General features: G+C 64.0%; 15 protein-coding genes. 10 read left to right on the forward strand and 5 right to left on the reverse strand.

Translation table 11 applies throughout. From position 1 onward, the window contains the following. Positions 1-38: 38 nt before the first annotated feature. Positions 39-3,572 carry an autotransporter domain-containing protein gene (locus NYR55_RS04615; RefSeq protein ID WP_260020044.1) on the forward strand — a complete coding sequence of 1,178 codons (3,534 nt, stop codon included), beginning with the start codon at positions 39-41 and terminating at the stop codon, positions 3,570-3,572. A 99-nt stretch (positions 3,573-3,671) separates the two neighbouring features. After that, on the forward strand, positions 3,672-4,421 hold the full coding sequence (locus tag NYR55_RS04620) for a class I SAM-dependent methyltransferase (RefSeq protein WP_260020045.1): 750 nt from the start codon (positions 3,672-3,674) through the stop codon (positions 4,419-4,421). Positions 4,422-4,437: 16 nt separating this feature from the next. On the opposite strand, the gene NYR55_RS04625 is transcribed toward NYR55_RS04620, so the two are convergent. After that, entirely contained in the window at positions 4,438-5,562 is a 1,125-nt protein-coding gene (locus tag NYR55_RS04625; RefSeq protein ID WP_260020046.1) for a DUF1176 domain-containing protein, read from the reverse strand. Positions 5,563-5,642: 80 nt separating this feature from the next. Between NYR55_RS04625 and NYR55_RS04630 the strand changes: the two genes are divergently transcribed. Next, on the forward strand, positions 5,643-6,512 hold the full coding sequence (locus NYR55_RS04630; protein ID WP_260020047.1) for a 3-hydroxyacyl-CoA dehydrogenase NAD-binding domain-containing protein: 870 nt from the start codon (positions 5,643-5,645) through the stop codon (positions 6,510-6,512). 27 nt (positions 6,513-6,539) lie between these two features. Here NYR55_RS04630 and NYR55_RS04635 read toward each other — a convergent pair whose 3' ends face one another. From NYR55_RS04635 to NYR55_RS04645, 3 genes are all read right to left on the reverse strand, one after another. Next, the gene (locus NYR55_RS04635) at positions 6,540-7,787 is read right to left on the reverse strand and encodes a nucleoside transporter C-terminal domain-containing protein (protein WP_260020048.1); all 1,248 of its coding nucleotides are present in this window, start codon (positions 7,785-7,787) and stop codon (positions 6,540-6,542) included. 493 nt (positions 7,788-8,280) lie between these two features. Further along, positions 8,281-8,763 carry a hypothetical protein gene (locus tag NYR55_RS04640; protein ID WP_260020049.1) on the reverse strand — a complete coding sequence of 161 codons (483 nt, stop codon included), beginning with the start codon at positions 8,761-8,763 and terminating at the stop codon, positions 8,281-8,283. 172 nt (positions 8,764-8,935) lie between these two features. Further along, positions 8,936-9,337 carry a hypothetical protein gene (locus NYR55_RS04645; RefSeq protein ID WP_260020050.1) on the reverse strand — a complete coding sequence of 134 codons (402 nt, stop codon included), beginning with the start codon at positions 9,335-9,337 and terminating at the stop codon, positions 8,936-8,938. Positions 9,338-9,855: 518 nt separating this feature from the next. Between NYR55_RS04645 and NYR55_RS04650 the strand changes: the two genes are divergently transcribed. The 4 genes from NYR55_RS04650 (at position 9,856) to NYR55_RS04665 (ending at position 15,476) form a co-directional block, all read left to right on the forward strand. Continuing rightward, positions 9,856-10,509 (forward strand): queuosine precursor transporter, encoded by a 654-nt coding sequence (locus NYR55_RS04650; protein WP_260020051.1) that lies wholly within the window; start codon positions 9,856-9,858, stop codon positions 10,507-10,509. Positions 10,510-10,581: 72 nt separating this feature from the next. After that, positions 10,582-11,481 (forward strand): acetylglutamate kinase, encoded by a 900-nt coding sequence (gene argB / locus NYR55_RS04655; protein ID WP_260020052.1) that lies wholly within the window; start codon positions 10,582-10,584, stop codon positions 11,479-11,481. A gap of 78 nt (positions 11,482-11,559) precedes the next feature. Further along, positions 11,560-11,856, forward strand: coding sequence for a YggT family protein (locus NYR55_RS04660; protein WP_260020053.1), 297 nt, complete (start codon positions 11,560-11,562; stop codon positions 11,854-11,856). Between the two features lie 410 nt (positions 11,857-12,266). Further along, positions 12,267-15,476, forward strand: a complete 3,210-nt coding sequence (locus tag NYR55_RS04665) for a TonB-dependent receptor (RefSeq protein WP_260020054.1) — start codon at positions 12,267-12,269, stop codon at positions 15,474-15,476. 109 nt (positions 15,477-15,585) lie between these two features. Here the strand turns inward: NYR55_RS04665 and NYR55_RS04670 are convergent, their stop codons facing one another. Then, a complete protein-coding gene (locus NYR55_RS04670; RefSeq protein ID WP_260020055.1) occupies positions 15,586-17,049 on the reverse strand; it encodes a sulfotransferase in 1,464 nt (487 codons plus the stop codon). Between the two features lie 149 nt (positions 17,050-17,198). Between NYR55_RS04670 and folD the strand changes: the two genes are divergently transcribed. From folD to NYR55_RS04685, 3 genes are all read left to right on the forward strand, one after another. Further along, a complete protein-coding gene (folD, locus tag NYR55_RS04675) occupies positions 17,199-18,071 on the forward strand; it encodes a bifunctional methylenetetrahydrofolate dehydrogenase/methenyltetrahydrofolate cyclohydrolase FolD (RefSeq protein WP_260020056.1) in 873 nt (290 codons plus the stop codon). Then, positions 18,068-18,700: a MarC family protein gene (locus tag NYR55_RS04680; protein ID WP_260020057.1), complete on the forward strand. Its 633-nt coding sequence runs from the start codon at positions 18,068-18,070 to the stop codon at positions 18,698-18,700. The genes folD and NYR55_RS04680 overlap by 4 nt, the downstream gene beginning before the upstream one ends. A gap of 186 nt (positions 18,701-18,886) precedes the next feature. Next, entirely contained in the window at positions 18,887-21,832 is a 2,946-nt protein-coding gene (locus NYR55_RS04685) for a TonB-dependent receptor (protein WP_260020058.1), read from the forward strand. Positions 21,833-21,865 lie beyond the last annotated feature (33 nt).

Below are 21,865 nucleotides of genomic sequence, written 5' to 3' on the forward strand. Positions count from 1 at the left end.
AAACGCTCTGGTTTCATCTCTTTCGATGGGGGATTTCCATGATTCTTGCTCGCACCACGCGCGCATCTTTGCTGCTGTCGGCGGCCGGTCTGGGTCTGTGCGCGATGGCGACGCCGGCAATGGCCGGGGACAGCGACACGACGCCGGGTCTGGAACTGGTCAGCATAGCGCCGGACGCGACAGGCGGCCGCCCCGATCTGGCGATCGAATCCGCACATCGCGTATCGGTCGCACCGGCTGTCCAGCAGCAGATTCACGTGGTGCCGGACGACGCGGAAGAAACCCCGCAGATCACCATCAACAACAATTTCACGCCGGTTCAGGCCTATGATCCCACCAACATCACCGGCGTCGGTCAGATCATCAGCGATTCGGGCGGCGGCTTTATCGGCACGTGCACAGGGTCGCTGATCAACCCGCGCACCGTCATCTTTGCCGCGCACTGCGTGAACACGCGCAGCGCGACTGCCTATGGCGCCAATTCGGGCGGCGTCGCGGTCGGCATCGGATTTGAAACCAACACCCGCGCCAATGCCCCCGGACAGGTGGACGAGCTGGTCCGCTGGCTGCTGGGTTCCGGCCCGACACAGGCCGGACGGTTCCAGACGAACACGGCCCAGGCGTTCTACAACATCAATCAGGTCTTTTACGACCCGCGCTCGCTATCGGCCGCGTCGTGCACGACGCCCACGTCGTGCTTCCTTGAAGCGGACGTGGCGACCGCGGTGCTCGACACGCCTGCCAAGGATATCCCGACCTGGGCGCTGCTGTTTTCCCCGCTGCCGACGCCAGGCGCGATCGATCCGGTCAACGGCACCGGCTATCATGTGAACATCGCGGGCTATGGCGCGTTCGGCAACGGGACGACCGGTTCGGCAAGCAATGGCAACTTCCGCCGCCGCGCGGCCGAAAACATGCTGGGGGCGCTCACCTCCTTCAATTCGCGCAATACGTTCCTGTTCGGATCGCCCGGTGCGATATCCCGGCCGCAGCAGCTTTATTTCCTGGATTTTGACGACCCGGCCCGCGGGACGCCAGCGGCCAATACCCGCGATTTCAACGGCTTCCGGGACAACGCGCTGACCCGCGAAGGCACCACCGGCCCCGGCGATTCGGGTGGCCCGCTGATCCTCGACCGCACGTTTTCCAAGCAGGTCGTAATCGGCGTCCTGTCGGGCGGATCGACCTTCTTTGCCGGCCAGCCTGGCGGCAGCTATGGGACGCAGAGCTTCTATCAGCCGCTGTTCCTCTATTGGGACTGGATCGTCGCCAACAACCCCTATCGCTACGTCTCCGCAGTCGGCGGCAACGTAAACTGGGAAAATGCGGCCGCCTGGGTCACCGAACTGGACCCGAATTACCAGATCATCAGCAATGGTCAGCTGGTCAATGGCGTGCCGACCAATCTGGGCGGCGCCAATTCCGGGAACGGCCCGGAGTTTGGTGAGGCCTGTTTCCAGTCGCCCAACACATCGACCAATCCGGCGACCAATGAATGCGTCGACCTGTCGACCGGTCGGGAGCGCAACGGCATTCCGAACCGCGCCACGGACACCAATGCCCCTGCTGTCACACAGGTCGTCGGCGAAGGGGATCTGGTACCGGGTCTGGAAACGGCACAGGCAACGCCCGGATACAGCGACACCGCCCGCCCCGCCGCGACCATCGCCAACGGCCTGCCCGGCGCGACCAATTTCGTGCCGAACAATGTCGATGGCGTCCGCACCACGGGCCAGATCGGCCGGTATTTCGACGTGACCCTGCGCAACACGGGCAATGTCACGCTGAATTCGACCGTCACCATCGACCGCTTCACCATTCAGGGTGCAACGTCGCAGCTGACCATCGCCAGCAACGCCTCGCTGACCAGCCTGATGGAAATCCGGCAGAATACCGGCACCATCGTCAATAACGGCATCCTGGCGTCGCAGGGCGATTTCCTGTTCCTGTCGGGCCTGCTGACCGGTTCCGGCCGGATCAACGCGCCCTTTACCACCAGCGTGATGGGCACGATCGCGCCGGGCACGATCGGGACCACCGGCACGTTGACCATCGGCGGCAACCTGATCCTGACATCGGGCAGCCAGCTGCTGATCGACCTTGGCCCCAATGGCGTATCCGACCGAATCGCACTGGTCGCGGGCAGCGGCCAGACGGGCCAGGCCGATCTCGGCGGCACGGTCGGCTTCTCGACCGTCGGCGGATACCGGCCGGCGGATGGCGATGTGTTCACCATCCTGACCGCAACGGGCGGCATTACCGGCCGGTTCGCCGCCACCGCTCCGCTGTCCGCGATCCTGACGCCGCGGATCCTTTACGGCACCACCGCCGTGCAGGTGGAGATCGAGGCTGGCCGCTATGCCGACGTGATCAACGCCGCCTCGCCGATCCAGCGCGCCTATGCCAGCCTGCTCGACACCAACCGCGGCAACACGGCGGTTTCGGCGGAGCTGTATCGCGAACTCGACCTGCTCGGCGCGCCGCAGCTGCGCGACACGCTGGAAACGCTGGCGCCCAACGCGGCCCAGCTTTCCGCCAATATGGGCATCGTGCTGACCGACACGCTCAGCCGCTTCTATCGCGACCGCATGGGCACGGTTGCCCGCGGCGGCACCTATGGCAGCATCGCCATGTATGGCCGTCCGGTGCAGCTTGCCTCGCTGGCCACGATGAACCCGGGCGGTGCCCAGGTGCAGAGCGACAGCGGCAACGGCATGAGCGTGCAGCAGGGCGCGCTGCCCGATGATGTCGCGGTCTATCTGGCTGGCGGCTATGTCGAAGGATCGGGCCAGGGTCTGCCCGGTGCGGTCAATTTCGGCCGCAACCGCTTTGACGGTTATTACATCGCCGGCGGCATCGAAAAGGATCTGGGCGGCGGCACGCTTGGCATCGGCATTTCCTATGCCGACATGGACGGCCGCATTCCCGGCGGCGCGCAGCTCGCCGATGCCGCGCTCTATCAGGGCACGCTCTATGGCACGCTGGGTCTTGGCAAGCTGGCTGCGCTGGACGGCGTGATCAGCGTCGGCTCCTATGACACCACGACGCAGCGCAACGCGACCCTGGGCGCCGTGCCCTTCACGCTGCGCAGCAAGGATCAGGCGACGGCGGTCTCCGCCGAACTGGGCCTGGGCGGCGTCGCGCCGGAGGGTCAGGCCCTGTCGATCATGCCGCGGGTCGCGCTGCGCTATAACCTCCTCGATTTCGACGATGTGTTCGAAACCGGCGGCGGCCCGGCGCTGCGTTACAATCTCGGCAAGTTCGAAAGCTGGCAGGCGCGCGGCGGCGTCACGCTGACCACGGGTGCGGGCAGCGTTCGTCCCTTTGCGTCGGCGCAATATGTCTATGACTTTGGCGAACGGCCGGGTGCGTTCGGCGTGAACCTGATCGGCGGCCGCGGGCCCAGCGCCCTTCTGGCACTGGCCGGTACGGACAACGACTGGGGCGAGGTCACCGGCGGCCTGGTGATCGACACGGGCAACATCGCCGCGTCCTTCTCGGCCGAATCGACCGTCAACCGGTCGGACGTCCGCAATCAGGCCTATCGGGCGTCGCTGACCGTCCGGTTCTGAACCACCAACGATCCGGCGCGGCTTCGTGCTGCGCCGGATTGCCTTTTGCCGATTGCGGGTCCAGCACTGCGCAACCGAATCCTCAGTGCAAAGTGATCCATGACCAGCCGCGAGACGACGCAATTCCTTCCCCTGGACGATGCCGATCCATGGCCCGACGGCATGACCAAATCGTTGAGCGACCGGTTGTTCACCATCGCCTGGGGCGCGATCCAGTGGCCCTGGCTGGCGCGCAGCCTGTCCGGCGGCAGCCGTGCGGCCAAGGCGCGGTTGCTGGCAGAGCTGCGGCTGGACGATGACGCCCTGCCCAATCTGGGCAGCTGGAAGGCCGATACCGGCCTGTTATCGCTGATCGTCGAGCATATCCGCGATGAACGCCCCGGCACGGTCGTCGAACTGGGCATGGGCGCATCCAGCCTGATCATCGCCCGCGCGCTTCAGATGAATGGCGGCGGACAGCTGATTTCGATGGATCAGCATGGCGGGTTCGTATCGTCGACGCGCGAATGGCTGGCCGAACAGGGCGTGCATCCGGAATTGCGGGCCGTCCCGTTCCGCCGCGCACCGGAACCCTGGCCCTGTATCTGGTACGATACCGGGCCGCTGCCCGATCGCATCGACATGCTGGTCATCGACGGGCCGCCCTGGACCATCCACCCGTTCGTCCGCGGTGCGGCGGAATGCCTGTTCGACAAGATCGCGGTGGGCGGCACGATCCTGCTGGACGATGCGGCACGCCCCGGCGAGCGCGTGGTTGCCGCACGGTGGCGCAAACGCTGGCCCGATTTCCGGTTCGAACTGGTCAATCGCGGGACCAAGGGGACGCTGATCGGCAAAAGGCTGCGCTGAACCAGCGTCGGGTCGCTCAGCCGGCGGGCGCAGCCGCCCGGACGACGCGCGCGCGCCAGGTGGGGATGAAATCCACGCTGCCCCGACATTCGCCCATTTCGACCTGTTCGGACAGGCGGAACTGCTTGCCGTCCCAGACAAAGTTCTGGCCGACGCCGCAATCGCCGATGCCCCGCCCCTTGGCAAAACTGCTCAGCACGCCGTCGGCAAAACCGGCATTGACCAATGTCTGCGGCCCGTCCGGCCCGCCCATGCCGGCATCCACGTCGAACTGCGCCAGCACCGGCTCCCCACCGGCAGGCGCCACATAGACAAGCGACATCAGGTTATAGGCGCCCGCATCGCAGGGCAGCAGGATCAGCGTCGCGCCGTCGCCCAGCGCATGCGCCTCGGCGGCAGGCGGCTCGTCCATGAACTCGGTAATCGCGCATTTCGCTTCCTTGCGCAGCCGGTCGACCAGCGCGGCATCCAGCGGCGGCGGAGCACCGGCGGGATTGATGGCGCGGATCACCGGAAGCTCGCGTTTGCCCAGCGACCCCTTGCTGCCGCCGCGCGCCACGATCGCCTGCGCCGTACCCGCGACGCCCTGTTCAGCGTCCATGTACCGCAGCGCCGCCGACAATCCGGCAAGCGAGATCGGATAGGCAGGGCCATTCGCCCCCGCCACGGTCAGGCGCGTGCCGTTCACCGCCTCCAGCGCGATGGTCCGCGCCGATGCCTCGGTCAGGCGGATCGTGCGTTCGTCCTCACGCTCCCCGCCACTGGCCACGGTCTTGCCGTCCACCGCCACCGTCAGCGGCAGTGCGGGCAGGTCGCTGCCCGTGAAGCGGACGATCATGCCGCCCGAATCGGCCGGATCGCGCGCAATCGACATCAGGACGCTGGGCACATCGCCATCCTCTGGCGCCAGCGCCACCGCCTTGCACGCCAGGCCGTTGTCGCAGCCGACGGTCCAGTCGCGGAACGTGCCAAGTTCGCCCGGCCGCGGCCGCGCATTGCTGTCCGCCTCCTCGGCAATCGGGGTGGGCAACGGCGACGGGGCCGCAACGCTGTTGTCCGGACCCTCCGCCTGATTGGCGACGGGCGGAGCTTCGGTGCAGGCGGCAAGCGCAACAAACAGATACAGGGGGATGGATCGCATGGGGCGCTGTCATATCGCGGTGGCAGGCCGGGCAAAAGCGGCTATCTGAACCCCATCATCGATTCAGGAGCGTGAACGGCATGAAAATCATCGGCGTGATCGGCGCGGGACAGATGGGCGCGGGCATTGCGCAGGTATCGGCGGCGGCGGGCTATCGCGTCCTGCTGTCCGATGTCAGCAAGGAACGTGCAGAGGCGGGCAAGGCCGGCATTGCCAAGGGTCTGGACCGGCTGGTCGCCAAGGAAAAGATCGACGGTGCGGCCCGTGATGCCACGCTGGCCGGGATCGAACCGGTCGGCGATGTCGCCGCCATGGCCGAATGTGATCTGGTGATCGAAGCCGCAACAGAGCGAGAGGCGATCAAGCGGCAGATTTTTGCCAGCGTCGGCGCAGTCATGCGGGACGACGCGATCCTGGCCAGCAACACATCGTCCATCCCCATCACCCGGCTGGCGCAGGCATCGCCCGATCCGGCGCGGTTCATGGGGGTGCATTTCTTCAACCCCGTGCCGGTCATGGGCCTGATCGAGCTGATCCGCGGCCTTGCGACGTCCGATGCAACGGTGGCGGCGGTGGAGGCGTTCGGCCGTACTTTGGGCAAGGAGATCGTCCATGCCAATGATGCGCCGGGGTTCATCGTCAACCGCGTGCTGATGCCGATGCTGAACGAGGCGTGCTTTGCCCTGGGTGAAGGGGTGGCCACGATCCGCGACGTGGATACCGCCTGCCGCCTTGGCCTCAACCACCCGATGGGGCCGTTCACGCTGGCGGACTTTATCGGGCTGGACACATGCCTGGAAATCACCCGCGTCCTGTTCGAGGGGACGGGCGATCCCAAGTTCCGCCCTGCCCCGCTGCTGGTCAAATATGTCGAGGCCGGCTGGTACGGGCGAAAGGTCGGTCGCGGCTTTTACGACTATTCCGGGCCGGAACCGGTGCCGACCCGCTAACCTGCCCGGCCCGGCATCCTCCGCCGATCAGGGCAGGAGGATGCCGGCCAGCGCGGCGCTCATCAGATTGGCCAGCGTGCCCGCCAGCAGCGCGCGCAGGCCCAGCTTCGCGATCACCGGCCGCTGATTGGGGGCAAGATTGCCCGCCGACGCCATCTGGATCGCGATCGAGCTGAAATTGGCAAAGCCGCACAGCGCAAAGGTGATGATCGCGCGGCTGCGTTCGGACAGGCCGGTTGCCGTGCCCAGATCGGCAAAGGCAACGAATTCATTCAGCACCACCTTCGTCCCCAACAGGCCGCCGGCCGTGCTCGCCTCTGCCCAGGGGATGTTGATCAGGAACGCGACCGGCGCCAGCAGGACGCCCAGGATCCGCTGAAACGTCAGCCCCTCGATCCCGAACCAGCCGCCAACGCCCGACAGGATGCCGTTGGCCAGCGCCACCAGCGCGACAAAGGCAAGGACCAGCGCCGCCACGGCAACCGCGATGCGCACCCCGGTTTCCGCGCCCATCGCAGCGGCCATGATGATGTTCGAAGCGCGCTCATGCTCTCCCGCGCCCTCAACCGCGATGACCGGATCCCCTTCGGCATGGGCAACCGCCTCTGCCGGTTCGTCGGGCATGATCATCTTGGCCATCAACAGCCCGCCCGGCGCCGACATGAACGCCGCGGCCAGCAGGAACGGCAGCGAACCCGATCCCAGCATCCCGACATAGGCCGCCAGGATGGTGCCCGCGACCCCGGCCATGCCGACCGACATCACGGCAAACATCTGCGACGGCGACAGCGCGGCCAGATAGGGGCGGATGACCAGCGGCGATTCGGACTGGCCGACAAAGATGTTGGCAGCGGCGCACAGCGATTCCACCCGCGACACGCCCGTCACCTTTTCGATCGCGCCGCCGATCCATTTCACGATCAGCTGCATGATGCCGAGGTGATAGAGGACCGCGACCAGCGCGGCGAAAAAGATGATCGCCGGAATCGCCGAAATGGCGAAACTGTTGGAAAACACCGGGTCCGTCGCCAGCCCGCCCAGGATGATGCGGGTGCCGGCCCCGGCATAGCCGAGCAGCGCGGAAACCCCGGTCGACAGCGCGGCGATGAATTGCCGGCCCGGTTCGAAATAGATGACCAGCACCGCCACCCCGGCCTGCAGCGCAAAGGCCGCACCAACCACACGCAGGCGGATCGCGCGGCGATTGGTGGAAAACAGATAGGCGATGGCGAGAATGGCGATGATGCCGGCAATGCCGATCAGGTAACGATTCATCAGAGGATCACGGTCCCGGAACAAGCGGGCCGCGCCGCCCCGTGAGCGCGCCCATCGGGAACGCAGTCATACACAGGGCGACGCGCCGCGCCAGAGGCGAGCGTGGTGAAGGGGCACGGGGCTACGTCGGCGGTGGCGGCAGCGTGGTCCCGTTGCGGCGGAGCCGGTGGGTGACGGGAGGGGGTCGCGATCGAAAGGTGACGAAGGTGACGGCACGTCGGAGCCGGACGTCGACGGTCCGAGGGTTTTTGGCGGTGAATGGAGGGTGTATCTTGGATGGTGTCGAGAGCGCGGGCCATGCGGGGAGCATGGCCTGGGAAGTCCTACATTGGAAGGGGTGCTGGGTTGGTTGGCTTGCGGGTATGTGCGTCGGGACGTGACCTCCAGAGCGACTGCTTTGCGTTCCCGAGTGTCTAGGCGAGTGGTTTTGTTGCCGTGCTCGCCATGGCGTCATTCGCAAGCGCAAGCATTCACGCCTTATGTCATGACGGGTTCAGTGCGTGACACAAAGTAACGTGATGCACACCGAACCGGTCTGCTTCGCACCGGCCCCTTGAACGGACAGAGCGAGGCTTACGACGGCATTTTCGCGGCGGGCCCAGTCCGCTACCTGCGGATCAAGCTTGAAGAGGCGAACCAATCGCTTAGCGTACTTTAGAGAAGCGGCATCGCTCGGTGCCGCTTCGTCAACGCGGCACGATTTCAAGACACCCGATTTTGCCACCCTACATTTGAAGTAGGCACCAATGTTGCGAGGCAGCGCAGGGTCGTACAGTTCCGCGAGTTCGGAAGCCGTCGGCGTGGCCGACCACCTGATTTCCGGTTTGTTCTCCACAGGGCGTCGTCCAATCATATACGACTGGAACTGTATGATCTGCTCGCTTGGTTCCGCTGTTTGCCGAGACCCGGCTGCCGAAGCGGCAGCCGGAACACCACTAAACAAGAGCGCAAAAGCCGCCAAATAAACATAGCTCATACGCAAACCCTACTCACTTACGCTACAAGGATTCTGTCATAGCGTAAGCAAGCGTCGGCAGACTACCGGTTTTAAAAGTTATTATAGATTATTTCCGGCCGCATGGCGCCGAACCCTTCCGAGGGAGTCCAGCCTACAATGTTGATTCCAGCCGCGGTAGCGATTAACCTAGCTACGTCGTGAGCAAGTCGTTCATTCCGGCTTTTTTTGAATAGTTTGGATGAGCATAATCCATACTTCCAGAATTGAGCGGATCACCATCAAAGGCTTTATAGTTCCATTCGAATGTGCCGCCGCCAGCTCCGTTAGGCGATGCGCTGCCATAGCCTCCGTTCGAGAAAGGCCGGTCTGTGACAGTGAATTTCGACTTGCTAAGAAAATTTCTTAGCTGTCCTACGGTCATAACTTTTTCACCGACTTGCACTTCTTGACTTTGGTTGGCAGCCGTAAGAGCAGCCAATACGATGTTAATTGTGCGCACGACGTTTGCCGCCGCAGCGACCAGAAGAGGATTCTCCGGGTCAGCGGCTTCGATCTTTACTGCGTCAACCCCAAAATCGGGATTGTCCTCCACGTCTGACGGAGGACCCGGAAGAACCTCCTTCGTGTAACCGCCAGATGCTAAAGGCTTGTAGATTCGACATACATTCTGCGTACGGTTATGTTGGTAAAACTGCCGTCTGGCTGGACCATTTTGCGGCCAGTGACGATGATATCGTCCGTAGCTTCAACAGCCATTTGCATGCTCCCTATCTCGCCAGCAGACACGCTGACAAAACGAACAAGGCAGGAACAATACGTTGTAGGACAGTGCAAATGCTCCTGCATCGCAAGTTTCCTCTCGGACCGCCGCAGGCTCTGAAACGAGCAGCAATACGACGGCCCCCTCTCAACCTCTCGTTTACACAGGGCCGACAGTTCGAAAGTCTGCATGGAGGTCAAGGCTGCCTGTAAGATGCCTTTCCGCTCCCAGCCCAATACCGGAAGTCAGCCATGTTCGACGGCAGCGGCACAGCATCGCCGCTAGGCACGCGCCACTCTCCTCCCTCGCCCCCGCTTGCTCCCCTGCCCGCTTTGCCGCTAGCAACGGGCATGGACCAGCCGACCCGCGCCGCAGCGCCTGCCACCGCCCTTTCCCCGTCCCTGTTCGCCTTTGCCATCTTTTATGGCGGGATGGTGTGCATCGCGGGGGTGCTGGGCAACAAACAGGTGTCGTTGGGGCCGCTGGCGGTAGAGGCGGGCATCTTTGCCTTTCTGTTGCTGGTCGTGGTGTCGAGCGCGGTGGCGGAGCTGCACGGCCGCGCGGTGGCCAATCGGCTGGTGCTGATCGGCTTTGTGCCGCTGCTTGCGTCGATGCTGCTGTCGTGGCTGGTCTTTGCCCTGCCCGCGTCGCCCGAAATGCTGCCCGCCAACCGCGACGCCATTCAGATCATTCTGGGCGCGACGGGGCGCATCTGGGCCGGCGGCATCCTGGCCTATGGCATTTCGCAGGTGCTGAACGTCACCATTTTCGACGCGCTGAAACGCGGCGAAGGCAAGATGGTGTGGCTGCGCGCGGGGATTGCCAGCGTGCTGAGCCAGATTGTCGATACGCTGATTTTCGTGACGGTCGCGTTCCTGGGCGTGTTTCCGATCGCCAACCTGCTGATCGGCCAGATGACGGCAAAGGTAACGCTGTCGATCCTGCTGGTTCCCCCGCTGATCATGGCCGCGGTGGCGCTGGGGCGGCGGCTGGATCGCGCCTGATCGCTGCCCGGCCGCGGGCCGCAGCGGCAAGAAGGCTTTCGCACGCGCAAACTGGCCGCTAAAGGCACGCCGATGACCGACAACGCACCCGATCCGGCGATGCTCGCCAAGGCCGAAACGCTGGTCGAGGCGCTGCCCTATCTGCAGCGTTACGCCGGTGAGACGTTCGTGATCAAATATGGCGGCCATGCCATGGGTGATCCAGAGGCGCAGCGCGATTTTGCCGAGGACGTGGTGCTGCTGAAAGCGGTCGGCATCAATCCCGTCGTCGTGCATGGCGGCGGGCCGCAGATCGGCCGGATGCTGAAACAGCTGGGCATCGAATCCCAGTTTGTCGGCGGCCTGCGCGTCACCGATGCCGCCACCGCCGAGGTCGCGGAAATGGTGCTGGCGGGCAAGATCAACAAGGAAATCGTCAGCTGGATCGCGGCGCTGGGCGGCCGGGCGGTCGGCATTTCAGGCAAGGACGCCAATCTGGTGCTGGCCGAAAAGGTCAGCCGTACCGAACCCGACCCCAATTCGGGTATCGAACGGCATGTCGACCTGGGCTTTGTCGGCGAACCGGTGTCGGTGGACCCGACGATCCTGCGCAACCTGGCCGGGGATCACTATATCCCCGTGGTCGCCCCGGTGGCGCTGGGCGCTGATGGCGCGACGTACAACATCAACGCCGATACCATGGCGGGCGCGATCGCCGGCGCGCTGGGGGCCAAGCGGTTCTTCCTGCTGACCGACGTGGCCGGCGTGCTGGACAAGGACAAGCACCTGATGACCGACCTGGACCGGGTGGGGATCGAGGCGCTGAAGGCCGATGGCACGATTTCGGGGGGCATGATCCCGAAAGTCGATACCTGCATCGCCGCGGTCGAGGCGGGCGTGGAGGCGGCGGTCATCCTTGATGGCCGCGTGCCGCACGCCATGCTGCTGGAAATCTTTACGCGCAGGGGTGCGGGCACGCTCGTCCGCCGCTAGGATTGCGCAAAACGCTCCCTATCTGTATTAATCGAGCAACACAGTCACGCGGAGGTCGCCTTGGGTTCGTTCCTGATCATGCTGCTGGGAATCGTGCAGATTCTGCTCGACGTGTTGTGGTGGATCATCATCATCCAGTTTGTGCTGTCGATCCTGATCAGCTTCAACGTCATCAACACCTATAACGAGGTGGTGGCGGGCCTGTATCAGGGGCTCAATCGGCTTACAGAGCCGCTGTTCGCGCCGATCCGCAGAGTGCTGCCCGACACGCGGCCGCTGGATCTGGCGCCGCTGGCCGTGCTTGTCGCCATGTCGATCCTGAACCGCGCGATCATCCCGTGGCTGGCCGGCGCGATTGCTTCCAGCGGGATGTAATTCCATCGGGAATGCTGGCGAATCCGCCGGGCGGCCATCGTTCAGCGCATGGCCATCCCGTCGGGGCGCCGGCACCGTCGTGACCGATTGAAAGCGCACGCTTCGGCCTGACGTGCGGCGTGGTTGCGGCGATGCACGCTGCGCAGGCGCAAAATTTCAGCACCCCCTTCGCGCTGCAACGCAACAAAGTTGCATCGAAGCACGGCCCATCACAACAGAATTTCACAAAATGTGACAGATTTACCACGCAGGGACGAAACCGCCCAGATCCGTTGCGTTTAGCTTTACATGAACCGGTGTCCAATCGAATGTCACGCTGGTGTCACAACCGGCGTGGGCAGCGCATGGGCGTGACACTTGTTGGGGCGGCGTTGGCATGGGAACCGGCGCCATATTTTGAGGGGTGTTTCATGAATAGAACTTCTTGCAAGCGCGGCAGGCATTTCCGCGCGGGCACCGCATTGCAGGCGCTTGCCCTGCTGGGTGTCGGCGTTGCCGGATCGGTCGCTTTCGCAGCCCCTGCCGCAGCGCAGGACTTTACCTTCGTTACCGCCACGGGCCGCGTGACGAATGAGACGGGCGCCCCCATCGAGGGCGCGACGGTCAAGATCACGTCCGACGACCAGGGCTTTGAACGCACGGTCACGACGGACGGTTCGGGCAGCTATCGCATTCCGCAGCTGCCGGCCGGCAAGTACACGTTCGAAGTGAACGCCGACGGGTTCGGTACCTATCGCGAGTCCGGCATCGCACTCAGCCAGTCGGCTGCCGGCAACACCTTCCAGCTGTCGGAAGGCACCGCCAGCACGGGCGACGACATCGTCGTGACCGGCACCCGGATCAAGGTGGCCGATTTCGATCGCACCACGGTTGGCGCGGTCATCTCGATCGGCGAACTGGCCACCCGCGTTCCGGTGGCCCGCGATCTTACCTCGGTCGTGCTGCTGGCGCCCGGCACCAGCGCCGGCGACAGTGCATTCGGCAATCTGGCCGCCGTCTCGGGTTCGTCGGTTTCGGAAAACTCGTTCTTCCTCAACGGTCTGAACATCACCGATTTCCGTCAGGGCCTTGGCTCGGTCGAAGTGCCGTTCGAATTTTACGACACGGTGGAAATCAAGAACGGCGGCATTCCGGCCGAATTCGGCCGGTTCACCGGCGGCTTCATCAACGCCATCACCAAGTCGGGATCGAACGAATTCCATGGCAAGGTGTTGTCGACCTATATTCCGGACGAGGCCACTTCCGATCGTCCGAATACGCTGATCGAACAGAATGATCAGGATACGCGCGAAACCTTTGAAACGCTTGTCAGCCTGTCCGGTCCGATCATCAAGGACCGCCTGTTCTTCTATGCCTTTTATCAGCATAACAATGTGTCGTCGGGCGATACGCTGCTGACCGTCGCGCCGTCGACCGTGCTGCGGCCTGCCGCCACTGGTGGAGCGCCGGTTATCAATCCGGTAACCGGTCAGGTGGTCACGGCCCCGATCGCCTTCGCACCCTATTCGACCGGTCTGCGGCGTGAAGAGGTCAATTTCGACTCGCCATTCTATGGCGGCAAGCTCGATTTCATTCCGTTCGACGGCCATCGCCTCGAGTTCACCTATTTCAACTCGGAGCGGATCACGAAGATCCGGTCGCTTGCCGTCACCGACGCAAACGGCGGCGCCTATGACAGCCGCATCGACGGCCCGACGCCGACGATCGGTGCGTTCCAGGGCCTGGGTCTTCAGGAAGCCGGCGGTGAAAACTATGTCGGCCGCTACACCGGCCAGTTGGCGGATTTCATCACCGTGTCCGGTGCCTATGGCAAGAACAAGCGCCGGGTGAACGTCACGTCCAGCCGCCCCGACTATCCGTCGATCGGTGACACCACAGGCAATGGTTATGCCGGTAACGCCGATACTACGCTTCAGACGGCAGAAGACGAGCGCGAATTTTATCGCGGCGACATCGATCTGTATTTCAGCCTGCTGGGCGATCACCACATCAAGTTCGGCTATGACCGCGAAAAGCTGTCCACCAACCAGACGGTTTCCTATACCGGCGGCGTTGCCTGGACCTATTACCGCGGTGCGGCGGGCGATCCCTATGTGCAGAACCCGAACGCGATCTATGTCGCGGGCCGGACCTTCATCAACGGTGGCCTGTTCACGTCGGACAACGAGGCGTTCTACATCCAGGATAGCTGGCAGCTGTTCGACAACCGCCTGACGCTGAACCTTGGCGTACGCAGTGACCAGTTCACCAATGACAACGTCATTGGCGACACCTACTACGATTCCGGTCGCAACATCGCACCGCGTCTTTCGTTCGCGTTCGACCCGGCCGGCAATGGCCGCACCAAGCTGTACGGCTCCTATGGCCGGTATTTCCTGCCGGTGCCGTCGAACACCAACGTCCGTCTGGCCGGCGCCGAGCTGGACTATACCCGGTATTTCCTCGTTAACGGGGTCAATTCCGACAACACCCCGATCCTGGGCGCCCCGGTCACCGGGTTCCCCGATGCCACGGCGTGCCCGGACAACCCATCGGTGCGCAACTGCGACATCATCTCCGATGGGCAGCCCACCCCGACCATCGCAACCGTGGCCCAGGGTCTGAAGCCGCAGTCGGTGGACGAATTCATCCTGGGCGCCGAACAGCGCGTCGGTGACCGGGTTCGGTTGGGTGTGTTCGGCGTGTACCGCAAGCTGAATGAATCGCTGGAAGACATCGCCATCGACGCGGCGGTGAACGCGTATTGCGAACAGAATAATATCGCTGGATGCGGCGATATCTGGACCGGATTCCATCAGTATGTGCTGGCCAATCCGGGTGCCGATGCGACGATCACCCTGTCTGACCCGCTTCCGGGCGAAACGTCCCTGCGGACGATCGACTTCACGGGCGCAGAGCTGGGCTATCCCCAGGCAAAGCGCACGTACAAGGCGGTCACGGTCACCTTTGATCGTGAATTCGACGGGGTCTGGAGCCTGAGCGCCAACTATACCTGGTCCAAGACCGAGGGGAACATCGAAGGGGGCATCCGTTCGGACAATGGCCAGACCGATTCCGGCCTGACCACCGCGTTCGACCAGCCTGGCCTGACCAACGGTGCATACGGCCCGCTGCCGGGTGACCGGACCCACATCTTCAAGCTGTTCGGTTCGTACAAACTGTTCGATTCGATCACCATCGGCGGACAGTTCCAGGCGCTCAGCCCGCGTAAGTTCGGCTGTCTCGGCCGTGTGCCGGTTTCGGTCGATGCGTTCGCGGGCGCCTATGGCGCGGCAGGGTTCTACTGCAACCTCAACGCAAATGGCGAAGTCATCACCGACCCGCTGTTCCCGTTCACCAACTCGGCAACGGCGACCACGCTTCAGCTGACCCCGCGCGGGTCGGTGCTGAAAAGCGACTGGCAGACGTTCACCAACGTCTCTGTGACGTTCGAAGTGCCGACGGATGCATTCGACGCATTCTTCCGCGTCGATGTGTTCAACCTGTTCAACGAAAAGGCGGTGAACGACATCCGCGAAGTCGGCACGCTGAATAACGGTACACCGCGCGGCGATTATGGTTCGCCGCTCACCTTTCAGCAGCCACGGTTCTTCCGGTTCCAGCTGGGTGTGGGTTTCTGATCCACACCATCCCGGTTTGAACCTGGACCAAGGGGGGCGGGCAGCAATGTCCGCCCCTTTTGTTTGATCGCCGGAACCAGCGTCCTGCCCGGCAGGGGATCGGGGCCGTTTACCGGTAATAGGCGTCGTGAAATGGCCGCATGAACCGCTCATGCGTCGCTGCGGTGCCGATGCGTGCCGTCGAAATCGGTGCCCGCACCTGATGCACGCTGGCGGTGCGCACCGGCCGGGCCGTTTCATGAAAGGCGCGCACTTGCGGCTCATCCGCCAGTCCAACATACGCCAGCACCGCCGGAATCCAGCGATCGGGATCGCTTACCAGATCGCGATAGGACAGGGTGAGAATCCGGTCCGGGAACTGGGCCGTCCAATGGGCGAACAACCGATCCTCGATCCGAAAAAATGCTGCGATGTCCGTCAACGACCAGCTCCACGGAACCGACGCGGTAAAATAGCTGCGGAAACAGGACAGGGCGGTATCGGCCGGATCGCGGCGCAGCCAGATCACCCGCGCATCGGGGATCATATGCAGCAGCAGTCCCAGATGATGCGACTGGACCAGCGTCTTGTCGACCACCAGACCCGCCGACCCGAAGCGCATGGCCAGCATCCGCTCATAATCGCGGGCAAGCGCGCCCCAGGGATCGGCCGCCGCGCCAACCCTGTTCTGATAGGTCAGCGCGCCGGCCAGCGATTGATCGCCAGTGGGGATCAGCGCAGCCCGGACCAGGTTGATTTCCGCCCCGCCCATCACCGCCGAATGACTGACCAGGATCTGCTCGACCAGCGTCGTTCCGGAACGGGGCAGGCCGTTGACAAACACCGCACGGCTGCCGCGATGACCGGACGGCACCAGCGCCGACATCCGTTCAGGCCGAAACCCGGCGATCAGCCGGTCGGCCATCGCCGCCAGCCCGTCCGGATTGAACCGGCTTTCCGTGCGGCGCAATGCAGCACCTTCGGCATACAGGGTCAGCGCGCGATCCGCGTCGCCACAATCTTCATAGGCCTTGGCAATGGCATAGAGCAGCCGGGCACGAAGTACCGCCGGTGCGGTTGTCAGCCGCTGACCAAGGCGCTCCATTGCCGCAAGATCGGCGTCGCCTGCGTCGAACCGCTTCACCATCGCCAGCGCGAACCAGATCTGCGGATCGTCCGGACTGGCCGCCAGCGCCTCCCGGAACCTAGCCTGCGCCTGTGCTGCATCGCCAGCCTCACTCGCCAGCGTGCCGAGGAGGTGGAGGACGCCCGGATGGCGCCGCGCCGCATCGGGCAATGCATCGATTTCTGCCAGCACGGCTTCGGCACGTCCGTTGCCGGCCATCTCCCCCCAATAGTGCAGCAGGCGATCGATCCGCACTGGCGGCGTGCGGGCATAACGGCGCATCGCCTGCAATGCCGTATCGATCTCTCCGATCTGCATCGCCAGCGCAGCGCAACTGCGCCAATAATCGCCGCCAGGTGGCCCGACCGCCAGTTCCCGGGCGAGCAGCTGTGCGGCGGCGCCGCGATCATGATGCTGCAACGCGGCCAGTGCCTGCACCACGAACGCGCCGGGTTTTGCTTCAGTCATTGGGGACGCTTACCCCCCTTGCGCCAACGGGGAAATGGGCGACTGCCAGCCGGGTGCAATTGCGGGCTGCGCAATCCCGAAAAGCAACGGAAAACGGGGACGGATGTCCTGACTGGCGCAAATCGTCGCCCCGCGATATGGGCGGCGGCATGAGCGCCCGCATCATCGACGGCAAGGGGTTTGCCGAACAGCTTCGTGCCCGCATCGCGGACGCCGTGCCCCCATTCTGCGCGGCCGCCGGACGTGCGCCGGGGCTGGCCGTCGTGCTGGTGGGTGAGGATCCTGCCTCCTCCGTCTATGTCCGGTCAAAGCACCGTGCGACCGTAGCGGCTGGCATGGAGAGTTTCGAGCACCGCCTGCCCGCCGACACGGATCAGGAAACGCTGATCGCGCTGGTCGATGCGCTGAACGCCGATCCGGCGGTTGACGGGATTCTGGTCCAGCTGCCCCTACCCCGTCATCTGGATGCTCAGGCAGTGCTGCTTCGCATCGATCCGGACAAGGATGTCGACGGGTTTCACCCGGTCAATGCCGGGCGGCTGGCGACGGGGCTGGATGGCTTTGTCCCCTGCACGCCGCTCGGCTGCCTGATGCTGCTTGAGGATACGCTGGGTGACCTGTCCGGCATGGACGCCGTCGTTATTGGCCGGTCGAACATCGTGGGCAAGCCGATGGCGGCGCTGCTCACCGCACGCAGCGCCACGGTGACGCTGGCGCATAGCCGTACCCGCGACCTGCCCGGCCATGTCGCGCGGGCGGACATCGTCATCGCCGCGGTCGGCATCCCTAATTTCGTGAAGGGCGAGTGGATCCGGCCCGGCGCGACCGTGATCGATGTCGGCATCAACCGCACCGATGACGGACTTGTCGGCGACGTCGACTTTGCCGGAGCGGCCAGCGTGGCGGCGGCGATCACGCCGGTCCCGGGCGGGGTCGGACCGATGACCATTGCCTGTCTGCTGCGCAACACGCTGCATGCGGCACATCGCCGCACGGGGCTGGCCACGGCCGACCTGCCATGATCGAGCTGTTCATCTCGGCATTTGTCACGCTGTTCGTCATCATCGATCCGCCGGGCTGTGCGCCGATCTATGCCGGATTGACCAGCGGGGCGAACCCGGCACAGCGCCGGTCGATGGCGATCCGCGCGGTCGTGACCGCAGGCGCGATCCTGTTGTTCTTTGCGCTGGCGGGAGAGGCGCTGCTCGACAAGCTGGGCATCAGCCTCGACAGTTTTCGCATCGCGGGCGGCATCATGCTGTTCCTGATCGCGCTGGAAATGGTGTTCGAGAAGCGCAACCAGCGCAAGGAGGACACCGCGCACAAGATCGCCGATCACAACGCCAGGACGCCGGAGGTGGAGGACGTTTCCACCTTTCCCATGGCAATGCCGATGATCGCCGGGCCGGGATCCATCGCCACGGTCATGCTGCTGGTCGGCCGGACGAGCGGCTGGGCGGAAAGCGCGGTGGTGATGGCGGCGCTGGGCATCAACCTGTTGCTCACACTGGCCGCATTGCTGGCGGCCGGGCCGCTGATGCGGGTGCTGGGCGCGCGGATCGAGGCGGTGATTACCCGGCTGCTCGGCGTCCTGCTCGCCGCGCTGGCGACGCAGTTCGTGATCGACGGCGTGCGGGCCAGCCTGGGCTGATCGTTACACCCTTACGTAGTGTTACTTAAATGCGACAATCGGCGGGATTGTGAACCGCCGATGATCGAACCGCTTGCGCTGAAGCCGCGACCATGGTCTCCCGCCGCCAGGAACCAAGGAAACGAGGGGCCGGCATCGCGCGATGTTTGCACGATGCCTGTTAGTTGCGTTGCTTAGGAGTAACACATGAAGCGTTTCACCGTCGGCCTGCGGGCCGGCACGGCGGGCATTGCGCTCGCCATTGCGGCCGTTGCCGCCCCCGCCATGGCGCAGGACGCCACCCAGACCCAGGAAACCACTGAAGCCGAACAGAATGACACGATCGTTGTCACCGGTTCGCGCATTCAGTCGCCGAACATCCGTTCCGTCGCCCCGATCCAGTCGGTCACGGCAGAGCAAATCACCGATTCCGGCGTCGTCAACATCCAGGAACTGCTGCAGGAAAATCCTGCGTTCGGCGCGCCGACCCTTTCGCGCACCAACACTGCGTTCCTGACCTCGGGCACGGGTATCGCCTCGACCGAACTGCGTAACCTGGGCACCGCCCGCACGCTGGTCCTGATCAACGGCCGCCGCGTCGTTTCGGGCGTTCCCGGAGCGGCCACCGTCGACCTTAACGTCATCCCGACCCAGTTCCTGCAGACGGTCGACACGCTGACCGGCGGTTCGTCGTCGCTGTACGGTTCGGACGCTGTCGCTGGTGTCGTGAACTTCATCTATCGCGACAATTTCGAAGGCGTCGAAGCCAACGCGCAGTATGGCATCACCGAGCGTGGCGATTCGCCCCGTTATCAGGCGAACCTGACCGCCGGCGGCAACTTCGCCGATGGTCGCGGCAACATGATGGTCCATCTGGGCTACACCAACGAGAGCGGGCTGCTGTCGCGCCAGCGTCCGGAAACCGCGCTCGACGATGTCGACACATTTTTCTTCGTGACCGGCGACCCTGCCGATTACGGCGTTGCGAGCGAAGGCGCGCTGTCGGGCTTTGCCCCGCAGGGCCGTTTCACCGCCGGTGGCCGCACGTTCACCTACAGCCCCACGGGTCAGCTGCAGGAAGGGTTCTCGACCCCGGTCAACGGGTTCAACCGTCAGTTCTTCCGCACCATCGCCGTTCCGGTCGAGCGTTATCTGTTCGCCGCGCGCGGCCATTTCGACGTCAGCGACAATGTCCGCGTCTTCGCCGAAGGCACGTACAACAACACCCGCGCGTCGCGTGAGATCGAGCCGTTCGCGCTCCAGTCCAATGGCGTGAACGGGATTTTCCCGGGCGTCGGCGGCGCGGTTCCGCTGCAGACGCTGGTCAACGGCGCGCTGGTGCGCAACCCGTTCGTGCCGGACGCCATCTTCAATGCGGCGACCGACACCAATGGCGACGGCATCCGCGACATTCAGTTCGCGCGCCGCATCAGCGAGTTCGGCACCCGCAACGGCAGCACCAACCGCGACTTCTATCGCTTTGTGGTGGGTCTTGAAGGCCAGGTGTTCGGCGACTTCCGCTGGGATGTCAGCTACAATTATGGCCGGACCGCTGAATCGCAGCAGTCGAACGGTCAGGTCAACGTCCTGAACTTCCGCAACGCGCTCAGCGCGATTCCGGGTGAGAACGGTACTGTCGTCTGCGCCGATCCCAATGCACGGGCACAGGGCTGCGTTCCGATCAACATCTATGGCGCCGGCAGCATCTCGCCGGAGGCAGTGGCCTATATCGCCGCTGACCAGACGCTACAGACCACGATCACGCAGCAGCAGGCTCAGGCGAATCTGTCGGGCACGCTGGTCGAACTGCCGGCCGGTCCGCTGGCAATTGCCGTTGGCGCTGAATACCGCAAGGAATCGAGTGTCGAGAACAACGACGCGCTGACCAATGCCGGCCTGAACGCCGGTAACGCGTTGCCCGACACGTCGGGGTCGTTCGACGTCCGTGAAGCCTATGGCGAAATCAACATTCCGCTGCTGGCCGACACCACCCTGTTCCAGGCGCTGAACCTTCGTGCAGCGGGCCGCGTGTCCGACTATTCGACGGTCGGCACGGTCTATACCTGGAATGTCGGCGGTGATTGGACGCCGTTCAACGGTCTGCGGTTCCGCGGCACCTATGCCAGCTCGGTGCGTGCGCCGAACATCGGCGAGCTGTTCCAGGGTCCGGCACAGACGTTCCCGACCGGGATCAGCGATCCGTGCATCGGCATCGGTGCGACGGGTGGCGGTACGCTTGGCGACAACTGCCGTGCAGCACCGGGCGTGCTGGCGAACATCGCCGCCAACGGCACGTTCACCGCAACGCAGCTCGACACGCAGGGGATCAGCGGCTTCAACAGCGGCAATCCGGACCTTGAGGAAGAATCGTCGCGGTCCTGGACCGTCGGCGCGGTCCTTTCGGCGCGCGATTTCGGTGTCGGCGGCCTGCTATCCTCGCTGACGCTGTCGGTCGATTACTTCAACATCGACATCGACAACGTCATCACCGCGCCCCCGCGTCAGTTCACGCTGAACCAGTGCTATCAGCAGAATGTTCAGGCTTTCTGCGACCTGATCGATCGTCGTGCAGTGGGCACGGCCGTCAACAGCGCCGGTTCGCTTGAGTTCATCAACGCCCCCGCGCTCAATGGCGGCCAGTTGTTGACCGACGGTATCGACGCGGTGCTGAGCATGAACGTTCCGGTCGGTATCGGCAGCAATGGCCGCGTCGGCCTGCGCGTGTCCTATACCCACCTGTTCCGCGGTTATCTGGTGCCGCTGCCGGGTGCACCGCGCGACAACTTCGCCGGTGAAATCGGCACTCCGAACGACCGCTTCACCACCTCGCTGGTGTACAGCAACGACGATCTTCGCCTGAACCTGACCGGGACTTACCTGGCCAAGTCGTTCGAAGACGATCTGACGCTGGCATCCTATGATGTGGGCCGGTACGACGTTTCGGTTCCCGCACGCTTTTACCTGGACAGCCAGCTGACGGTCCGGGCGGGCGACAAGATGGAATTCTTCGTCGGTGCCGACAACCTGCTCGACACCCGTGCGCCCAACATCCTGTCGGGTTCGCCGTTCAACACGACGGGCACGGACACGGCGGCAAACGTCTATGACGTGTTCGGTCGCCGCTATTATTCGGGTGCGCGCCTGCGCTTCTGATCCCGATCAGAACCTTAAAAAATCGGGGCGGTC

Origin of the sequence: Sphingomonas sp. BGYR3 (assembly GCF_025153455.1) — a bacterium.
GTDB lineage: Bacteria > Pseudomonadota > Alphaproteobacteria > Sphingomonadales > Sphingomonadaceae > Sphingomonas.